The sequence below is a fragment of the Vibrio ichthyoenteri ATCC 700023 genome, assembly GCF_000222605.1.
Lineage (GTDB): Bacteria > Pseudomonadota > Gammaproteobacteria > Enterobacterales > Vibrionaceae > Vibrio > Vibrio ichthyoenteri.
Genome location: NZ_AFWF01000281.1, coordinates 1 through 9,449, shown reverse-complemented (window position 1 = coordinate 9,449; position 9,449 = coordinate 1). Strand labels below are relative to the sequence as shown.

Below are 9,449 nucleotides of genomic sequence, written 5' to 3'. Positions count from 1 at the left end.
GTGGCGTAAATACAACCCCATGAATACCAGAGTTCAGATCTCGCACCTCCACTTGATACCCCATGGCTTCAAGGGCTGGTTGAAACTGTACGGCTTTGGTTCCTTGTTCAAGATCATAAGTACCAAATCGATTTACCATCCGAGGCATATTTATCGCTTGTTGAATATCCATTCCCCAATCGAAGTGGGCAATTAAGGTTTGTGCCACGTAACCAATAATTCGCGAGCCTCCGGGAGAGCCGATCGCCATATAAGGCTTGTCTTGTTGCATAACAATTGTTGGCGCCATGGAAGAGCGAGGACGTTTACCCGGCTCGACCCTGTTCGCGATAGGGTTACCATTTTGATGCGCTGCAAAGGAAAAATCCGTCAATTCATTATTGAGCAAAAAACCGTTACTCATGACTCGTGAACCAAAGCCATTTTCTATCGTGCTGGTCATTGAAATGATGTTGCCTTGTTTATCAACAATCACAATATGAGTGGTACTTGGTAACTCGATTGACTGATCTTCGGCAAGAGCAATGCGCGCATCCCAAGGCGGTTCACCAGCTGAAACGGTTTTTAGGGCAGTACCCGGAGCGATTAACTTCGCGCGCTCAGCCAAATAGGTTTTATCCAGCAACCCTTGCGGCATAGGCACAAAATCATTGTCGGCGATATAACGGCCTCGATCAGCAAATGCAAGACGAGAGGCATCAGCGATAATTTGCCAAGCAACGGGATCTTCTGCGCCCATCGATTGCAAATCAAAATGACTGACAATGCCAAAAATTTGTCCAAGAGTCAGTGCACCGGAACTTGGTGGGCCCATTCCACAGACCTCATACTGGCGATACGGCGCGCATGTAGGCTCACGTTCAATCACTTTATAAATGGCTAAATCTTGCAAATCTAAATAGCCGGGATTGTCGCTCACACCTTGTACTTTCGCCACGATATCCTGTGCGATTTGTCCGCGATAAAAAGCTTGTTCACCTTGTTTTGCGATGGTTTGTAACGTTTGCCCATAGGCTTTGTTAACCAACAAATGCCCCTGCGGTAATGGTTGTCCATCAGAGGTAAAAAAGTAAGCTTTGGTATCGGGATAACGGCTCAAGCGATCTTTGTCGCGCTCGATAGACGATGCCAAGCGCTCAGAAACTACAAAGCCATTGTTGGCCAGTTGAATCGCGGGCTGCATAAGTTCTGTCCACGGCTGTTTTCCATACTGACTGTGCATTTCAGCCAGCAACTTTACCGTTCCCGGTGTTCCAACCGAACGACCACCAACCACGGCATCAAAAAATTTAAGTGGCTGACCATTTTCATCTTGAAACAGCTCGGGCCTTACCGCTAACGGGGCGGTTTCTCTACCATCGTAAGTGGTGAGCGCCCCCTTTTTAGCGTTGTAGTAGAGCAAAAATGCGCCACCACCTAAACCTGAAGATTGCGGTTCGACTAAACCAAGAACGGTTTGCACCGCAACCAAAGCATCTGCGGCGTTGCCACCACTCTGTAGCACTTGATAGCCTGCTTCTACCGCCAACGGATTCGCGGCAACCACCATGTATTGCTCTGCCGTCACTTTTTGCTTGCCGGTCACCTTACTTGTGAGCTCAGGGGCGACACCGTCAGCAACATCAGCGGCAAATAATAAAGGTGAAAACAGAGCTAAACCGCTACTTAACCTAGCTGTTATATGCATAAATATCCTTATTTTTTCACTCAGATGAAGAAAAAGATGAGAGGGTCGGTGTCATTCCTATGACGTCATAACGAGTGTAGCGCTTAACGGTTTTTTAAACGGAAGATGAATAAAGTTACGTTCGTTTTTGGGATCGTGATTCAAGAGCAGATAACAATAAGTCAGTCGCTTCCACTGCGTGCTGTTTAATTTGCTCCCTGTTAAGAGCTGGCAATCCCAATAGCGCACCAGAACGAGGCGCAAGCAGCATTGCAAGCCACAATTCAATTTTTGTCTGCGGTTGTGGGATGTCAAACCGTTCGACAAAAAAGGTCGTTAAAGCCTCGCTTGTGGGCTCTGCCCCCATCGCCATAAAGCTCTCCACAATTTCAGGTGCTTGCGTTGACTCTGCAATTAATAAGCGTTGCGTTGCAATATGCTCCTCCGATAAGTGGAATGCCATAAATTCCTGAGCGAAGGTAACACACGCTTCTCGACGATCCTCTAAACATAAATGTTGTAGGTATCTGTCATTAAAACTCTCGCCAATCTTGGCCAAAGTTGCTTGGAAAAGTTGAAATTTTGAGGGGAAATAGCGATAGAGTGTTTGTTTTGTCAGCTTCGCTTCAGTCGCAATAGCATCCATACTGGCAGCCGTATAGCCCACTGACAAAAAGTTAGACTTTGCTGCCGCTAAAATGGCTTGTTTTTTCTTTTCTCTATTTTGCTCAATTTTACTCATCACTTCTCTCACAAAAAATTATCACACCCACAAGTGTGATTTTAATTGACACTGTAACAGTAAAAAATCATACTGCAAAGTATGATTTAAATGCAGAGACAAATGTATGACTGATTCAACATTCTTTTCGATTAGTGCAAAGAGCGGTCGCTCCACTGGTTTTATGATTGCAATACTCGGCGCAGCGCTAATGAGCCTTGACCCTATTTTTATCCGTTTTTCAGGCGTTAGCGGTTACGACACCGCCTTCCTGTTCGGATTATTCAGCGCGATATCGATGCCAATTTTACTTAAAGTAAAAGATAAGAGAGAAATTAAAGAGGTAATAAAGCAAAGCGGTTGGCCACTACTATTCGCTGGAATTTTAATGTCAGGAAGTGCAACTGGCTTAGTTTTGAGCATCAAAACCACGTCTATCGCGAATACATTTGTGATTCTTAGTGCAACACCTGCCATCGCAGCTATTTTTAGCTGGCTATTACTGAGAGAGAAAACAAATCGCTCAACCATTATGGCTATTATTGCCGTCATGATTGGTATCTGTATCGTGGTCTCAGGCTCTCTGGGTTCAGGTCATTTACTCGGTGATGCATTGGCAATGTTCTCTGTAATTTGCCTATCGCTGATGTTGACACTATTGCGAAAATATCAAGAGGTTAGTCGATTGGCGAGCGTCGCTGTGGGTGGTTTTTTACTCGCTTTCACTATGTCATTTCTAGCAGAACCCAGCACTTATAGCCTTAATACTTGGTTAGTCATGGCGGCGATGGGGTTGCTTACCGCGCCTTTAGGTCGAGTACTGTCTATAGTTGCCACTCGGCATATCACCGCTGCGGAAGTATCAATGACATTAATGCTTGAAACTGTACTGGCGCCAGTATGGGGATTTTTAATCTTCGCGGAAATACCTGCAAACACCAGTGTGATTGGCGGTTTAATCATCTTCATTACGATTGTTGTTTATACCGGCACAACGATGAGAAATAACCATAAATAGGAGTCATCATGACGCAAGCAACATTAGACTATATTGGCACCATCCGAACGCCTTATCATTCACTAGAGCAATGCCCCAACAACATTCAACCTGATGGGCCAGACTGCCAACTCATACTGTCTGATCGCTATGTACAAGGCTTGGAGGGGCTAAAAGCAGGCGACGATATTCTTGTACTCTACTGGTTAGCACAAGGGAGACGTAATCTTGTGCTGCAAAATGGAGCCAAAAATCAGGAAAGAGGCGTGTTCTCTCTGCGCTCACCCCACCGCCCTAACCCCATAGGAGCTGCGGTCGTACCGATTGATTCGTTACAAAATGGGATCATAGTGGTCAAAGGGCTAGACTGCTTAGACAATACACCAATTATCGATATTAAACCGGCCATCTACCGAGAAAAGTGAGCCCAGCCACTATAGATTCTGTTCCCTATCGTTAATTTGATTTGCATGATAAACCCTGCCGCCTTTCACACAGTGGCAGCGAGTCGTTGTGCTCTGATTTACTCAATATCGCGCCCTATTTCGTTTTACTTTGCGATATTTCGTTTCCATAACACAACAAACTGTAATACTCTTTTGCGGCCTAACTTATTGGGCAAACAACTTAAACTGTAAATTCTCAGGGCAGGGTGAAACTCCCTACCGGCGGTATGTCTTTTAAAGATAAGCCCGCGAGCGCTCGATTCGTCGAGGTCAGCAGATCTGGTGAGATGCCAGAGCCGACGGTCATAGTCCGGATGAGAGAGAATTGAAACACACCAGATCTTAAGCAGGCTTGCCTGTGGAGAACTGGTGCATTTTGCATTGTGTTCTATCCCTCCAAAATAGCCCTGATTCTGGTAGCAAAATAGGAATCAACCATGAATCAGACATCACTACTTGCCGAATTTGGCGAACCAATTACCCGTGTAGCGAAAGCCATTGAAGCGCTTAAAAATGGCCAAGGCGTCATGCTGCTTGATGATGAAGACCGCGAAAATGAAGGTGACATTATCTATTCAGCTCAACACCTTACGCCACAACAAATGGCACTCATGATCCGCGAATGCAGCGGCATTGTTTGCTTATGTTTAACGGAAGAGCATGCTAATCAATTAGAATTGCCACCGATGGTCATCAATAACGACAGCGCCAATCAAACCGCATTTACCGTATCGATTGAGGCAAAGCAAGGGGTTACAACCGGTGTGTCAGCACAAGACCGTGTAACCACAGTAAAAACAGCCATTGCAACTAACGCGAAAGCGAGCGATCTTGCACGTCCGGGCCATGTTTTCCCTCTTCGCGCTCGCGATGGCGGTGTATTAACTCGCCGTGGTCATACCGAAGGCACCATTGATTTGATGAAATTGGCCGATCTTCAGCCTGCAGGCTTATTGTGTGAATTGACCAATCCAGATGGAACAATGGCAAAAACGCCGGAAATTATTACCTTTGCTAAGGCACATGACATGCCAGTATTGACGATTGAAGATATCGTTCAATATCGTAACCAGAGCTTACAAATGTCGGCATAATCGACGTAATTACACTGGGAGTATGCTCATCATACTCCCTTACTTACTCGATATCTGAAACTGAGTGTTGATTGCTGATTAACAAAAAGATTAAAAAAAACCTAGCTATTCAAATTTAAAGATGTATATTAGCCGCTGCTCTGAACATAGAGTTGTTAACGTATAGCAAGACTTCCAGCGACATCCCTAGCAAGATTCTCCCTGTATCTCCTTAGTTCTATCCAATAATAGCTACAACCAGTGCATAAATTTCGTTTAGAAATTTCCGGGACAATTAGATCGTTTTACTCAACCGATTCTTAGTATCATCATTTTAATGATAACGAGCATCCGTTCAGTTAGATTGTTGTTCTCGAAGGGTTATAGAGCCTAATTTAAGGCCAGACAGCATCTTTTTATATCAGCCAGACTCACACTCTCACTGACATGTGACCGCAATCCAGTAGATGCATTCGATCCTCAATCCATTCTTTGAACAATGGATTAAGCAGACCTTTCTAAAATTTCTATTAAATTATTAAACATCATTTGTCTTGATCTATTTCAAGCATAAACATCATTACATATAAGGTAATTATTATGGCTCGTTCTCTTGGACGTAAAAGATTTTGGTTTCAACAAAAACGCTCTGATTCAACTGTAGAAAAAGGAACTCATATTGCTAGTAACATTTAATATATTTAAAGACAATACTTCTTGGAACGCGACAATTCATCAACTCAATAGTGATATTTTAAAGCGCCATGTTCTTACCAACGGAAAAGTAAACGATCTCAATCTTAACTTTTCGTATTGCGAAGAATCTTCTATGGGCAATATCACCAATAAAGATGACATCAAACTTGGAGAATTTATTGTATTTTCCTGATAAGTTAACCAGCAAATTTTAACTTATCGACTTCTTCTTCAGACCATCCTCTCGTCTGTAGAATCTAGGTAACATACTGACTATCATTGCTTTCTGACATTGAAAAAGCACTGAAAGAACAAGGGCAAAGCCACTAAGCGTCACCGTTAATAACCAGAATACGCTGCCAGATCTGCGGATCATATGACTTAGCCCTTAACCTTTTCTCTACTCTCTATTCTCTATTCTCTATTCTCTATTCTCTATTCTCTATTCTCTATTCTCTATTCTCTATTCTCTATTCTCTATTCTCTAATATATTCCCCTGTAATATAAAAAAAGCCGACCATTTCTGATCAGCTTCTCATATTCTTTTATCTAGCCGTAATGATTAACGAACAATCATTTGCTCGCGACCAGGGCCAACGGAAACCATTTTCACTGGTACACCCATTAGCTCTTCAATACGCAATACGTATTTTTGCGCCGCGACTGGAAGTTCTTCAAACTGACGACAACCGGTAATGTCTTCGCTCCAGCTTTCCATTTTCTCGTAGATTGGTGCTAGTGCTGCAGTTTGAGGCCAAATTGGGTTCTCGCTGTGATCGCCTTGGTAAGCCACACAAATCTTAAGATCGTTAAGGCCTGTTAGGCAGTCCACTTTCGTTAATGCGATTTCTGTTGCCGCTTGTAGCTCTACGCCATTTTTAGTTGCCACCGCATCAAAGTAACCCATGTCACGAGGGCGCCCCGTCGTTGCACCAAACTCACCCGCAAGCTCACGGAATGCATCTTGCTCTTCCATAGCCGTGATTAGCGTGCCGGTGCCTACTGATGAGCTAAATGCTTTTGCAACCGCGATAACGCGCTCAGGGCGAAGTGCTGGCAAACCGCCACCAATACCGGCATACATAGACACACAGTTAGATGAAGTTGTCCAAGGGTACTCACCATAAACAAGGTCACGCCCTGCACCAAGCTGCGCTTCAAACAGTAGTGTTTTACTTTCAGCTTGCAGATCTTTAAGTGGTAGCGTTACGTTACAGATTGAGTCACGCCAAGGAGCTGAGACCTCTAGCAGCCAATCCGCCATCTCTTGAGCGGTTTGCTCAAACTTAAAGGTTGGGTATAGTGCGCGCAATTGAGGCAGTTTCCAATCCAACATAAATTGGAGGCGTTCTACCAATACTTCTGGCTGTTTCAGCCAACCAACTAAGATGCCCTTCTTCATTACACGGTCACCGTAGCAAGGCGCAATACCTTGGCGGGTAGAGCCGTATGCGCCGTCACCTAGACGAAGTTCTTCTAGAGTATCTTCTTCTGCATGTAGTGGTAGACATAGTGTGGCACGATCTGAAATACACAGATTTACTTTTACGCCAGATTGCTCAACTTCTGCGATTTCAGCAGATAACAATGCAGGGCTTATCACCATACCAGGGCCTAAAACGCCGATACAGTCTGGGTTAAATACGCCACTTGGTAGCTGGTGCAGTTTGAATGTCCCAAAGTCATTAACCACAGTGTGACCTGCGTTGTTACCACCTTGGAAACGAATGCTTGCGGATGCTTGGTCTGCCAAATAATCAACGATTCGACCTTTACCTTCATCACCCCAGTTTGCACCAACAACAACAATAGACGACATAATTAACTCTCCTTAAAAGCGATGGACTTATCCTAAGCTTCCGCTCAAAATAAGAAAAATTAATAATTGTTATAACCCTGATAAGAATCTCATATAGGGTTATAGTAACGTTACCCACTGACTCGCGATCTTGCAGGAGAAAAACATGTTAGACCTCAACTGGCTTAATACCTTTGTGGTACTGGCGCGTTTGGAACACTTTGGTAAAACGGCGACAGAATTGCATATGACCCAACCCAATGTCAGCTTGCATCTCAAGCAACTTGAACAAGCGACTCGGGTCAAGCTCATCGAGCGCAATCCTTTTCGACTGACGCAAGCAGGTGAACGTCTACTCAATAGTGCTCAAAGTACCCTGATGGAATTGCAGGTCTGCCAGGCCGATCTCAATGCCATCAATGATTTATCACAAGGAACATTAACGATTGCGGCAAGCGATATTATTTCTCGAGTGTTACTCATTTCGCCCTTTCAATCCTTTAAACAAGAATTTCCCGGCATCGATCTGTCGCTACTCAACACCACCTCTTCCCAAGCGGCTGAACTGGTCAAAAGTGCTAAAGCTGACTTAGGATTTGTGATGGCGCAGAAAGAGAGCCAACCGCTGCATTTCACTGAGTTACAACAGGTAAAATGGTGTGCGCTTGGTAATGGTCTGCAAGCATGGCAACAAGGTTTAGCATCAGCGAACCTTGAAGAACCGACGCTGATTCTACTCGGTCATGATACCCGCACTCGTGATCTACTCGATCTTGCTTTACCAACGTTAAATTTACCCAATTATCGCGTGATGGAAGTGGGCAGTGTCGATGCACAAATTGATTGGGCAGAAGCAGGCTTTGGCGTCGCCATCGTGCCGGAATTTTCACTCCATCCGAAGTTAAACCTCAAAACCATGGTGACCCCGTTACCGGAATTTCCAACCACCAGCTTGGGTTTTATCGTCAGACAAAATCAGGTGTTATCTCGCGCAATCAAGCAATTATTGAATTGGGTTAGTGAAGAGATTCTTCGTTCTCAGAAAGTAAAATAATTGCAAGTTAGGGGCTGCTAGCTTGCCGGTCAGGTTGATGGCAAGGAGAACTCACCATTGCGCTGGTTTGTTCATCTATAATGATAAGCACAGCCGTTTACCATCTCACTCACAAGAGGTTCTTATGTCAGCCATAAAATTTCAAGCGGGTACTCACTTTCCTCTCTTGCAGGTTAAAACTCTGGCAGAAGGCGAAGTCACCCTCGGCAAACCAGAAGCGCCTTACGATTGGAAGCTAGTAATCGTTTATCGCGGCCAGCATTGCCCACTCTGCACCCGCTACCTCAATGAGTTGGAGCCATTGGTCACGGAATATCGTGAACTTGGGATTGACGTGATTGCCGTCTCAGCAGACAGTGAAGAACAAGTTCGTGAACACAAAGAAAAACTCTGTATCAGCTTCCCACTTGCTTATGGGCTGACTATCACTCAGATGCAAACCTTAGGGCTTTATCTTTCAACGCCAAGATCAGACCAAGAAACCGATCACCTTTTTGCTGAACCGGCTTTGTTTGTTATCAATGATCAAGGATTAGTGCAGATCTTGGATATATCTAACGCTCCCTTTGCTCGGCCTGATCTCAAGGTATTGTTGCAAGGATTGAAGTTCATACGCGATCCTAATAATCACTACCCAATCCGCGGCACGTTTGTTTAGCCCTCAATGTACTTCCTTGAGGCCACGCAGCATGGGGCTGATTGAACGTGATAAGGCGTTTAGAGCAATAGAAACTTTAAAAATCAGATGGATAAATCGAAAATTATAAATATTAGCCAACATCACAGAGAAGTGAATGAGAGTTTGGATGGGTGATTGATCACGATCAGGAGATGGCTAGGCAACGAAACCTGAACATGGAAAATTGATGGGCAAATTGAGAAGGCAAATTGCAGGTACAAAAAAGGCCGCCTAAGCGACCTTCTATTTATTCTTACGTTAAGCGCTAATTATAGTGCAACAACGTTAGTAGCTTGAAGGCCTTTTTGACCTTGTTCT

General features: G+C 44.3%; 8 protein-coding genes and 1 riboswitch. Of the genes, 5 read left to right on the top strand and 3 right to left on the bottom strand.

Translation table 11 applies throughout. The annotated features are described in order from the left end of the window. Nucleotides 1-1,687 (bottom strand): gamma-glutamyltransferase (ggt, locus tag RH85_RS18565; RefSeq protein ID WP_006714259.1); only part of this gene is annotated, 1,687 nt, incomplete at its 3' end. 115 nt (nt 1,688-1,802) lie between these two features. After that, nucleotides 1,803-2,408 (bottom strand): TetR/AcrR family transcriptional regulator, encoded by a 606-nt coding sequence (locus RH85_RS18560; RefSeq protein WP_006714258.1) that lies wholly within the window; start codon nt 2,406-2,408, stop codon nt 1,803-1,805. Nucleotides 2,409-2,514: 106 nt separating this feature from the next. On the opposite strand from RH85_RS18560, the gene RH85_RS18555 reads away from it, so the two are divergent. From RH85_RS18555 to ribB, 3 genes are all read left to right on the top strand, one after another. Then, nucleotides 2,515-3,405 (top strand): DMT family transporter, encoded by an 891-nt coding sequence (locus tag RH85_RS18555; protein WP_006714257.1) that lies wholly within the window; start codon nt 2,515-2,517, stop codon nt 3,403-3,405. An 8-nt stretch (nt 3,406-3,413) separates the two neighbouring features. Continuing rightward, nucleotides 3,414-3,809, top strand: coding sequence for a tRNA (N6-threonylcarbamoyladenosine(37)-N6)-methyltransferase TrmO (gene tsaA, locus RH85_RS18550; protein WP_006714256.1), 396 nt, complete (start codon nt 3,414-3,416; stop codon nt 3,807-3,809). Nucleotides 3,810-4,018: 209 nt separating this feature from the next. Continuing rightward, nucleotides 4,019-4,160: riboswitch (FMN riboswitch) on the top strand. Between the two features lie 107 nt (nt 4,161-4,267). Next, nucleotides 4,268-4,924 (top strand): 3,4-dihydroxy-2-butanone-4-phosphate synthase, encoded by a 657-nt coding sequence (gene ribB / locus RH85_RS18545; RefSeq protein ID WP_006714255.1) that lies wholly within the window; start codon nt 4,268-4,270, stop codon nt 4,922-4,924. Nucleotides 4,925-6,162: 1,238 nt separating this feature from the next. On the opposite strand, the gene RH85_RS18535 is transcribed toward ribB, so the two are convergent. Beyond that, on the bottom strand, nt 6,163-7,419 hold the full coding sequence (locus RH85_RS18535) for an adenylosuccinate synthetase (RefSeq protein ID WP_006714253.1): 1,257 nt from the start codon (nt 7,417-7,419) through the stop codon (nt 6,163-6,165). 145 nt (nt 7,420-7,564) lie between these two features. Here RH85_RS18535 and RH85_RS18530 point away from each other — a divergent pair, with 145 nt between their 5' ends. Beyond that, nucleotides 7,565-8,452: a LysR family transcriptional regulator gene (locus RH85_RS18530; RefSeq protein WP_006714252.1), complete on the top strand. Its 888-nt coding sequence runs from the start codon at nt 7,565-7,567 to the stop codon at nt 8,450-8,452. Nucleotides 8,453-8,576: 124 nt separating this feature from the next. Further along, on the top strand, nt 8,577-9,110 hold the full coding sequence (locus RH85_RS18525) for a redoxin domain-containing protein (RefSeq protein ID WP_039949342.1): 534 nt from the start codon (nt 8,577-8,579) through the stop codon (nt 9,108-9,110). Nucleotides 9,111-9,449: the final 339 nt, after the last annotated feature.

Coding starts and splice junctions, on each gene's coding strand:
- tsaA (WP_006714256.1), top strand. CDS start 3,414: ATGACGCAAGCAACATTAGACTATATTGGCACCATCCGAACGCCTTAT.
- ribB (WP_006714255.1), top strand. CDS start 4,268: ATGAATCAGACATCACTACTTGCCGAATTTGGCGAACCAATTACCCGT.
- RH85_RS18555 (WP_006714257.1), top strand. CDS start 2,515: ATGACTGATTCAACATTCTTTTCGATTAGTGCAAAGAGCGGTCGCTCC.
- RH85_RS18530 (WP_006714252.1), top strand. CDS start 7,565: ATGTTAGACCTCAACTGGCTTAATACCTTTGTGGTACTGGCGCGTTTG.
- RH85_RS18535 (WP_006714253.1), bottom strand. CDS start 7,419: ATGTCGTCTATTGTTGTTGTTGGTGCAAACTGGGGTGATGAAGGTAAA.
- RH85_RS18525 (WP_039949342.1), top strand. CDS start 8,577: ATGTCAGCCATAAAATTTCAAGCGGGTACTCACTTTCCTCTCTTGCAG.
- RH85_RS18560 (WP_006714258.1), bottom strand. CDS start 2,408: ATGAGTAAAATTGAGCAAAATAGAGAAAAGAAAAAACAAGCCATTTTA.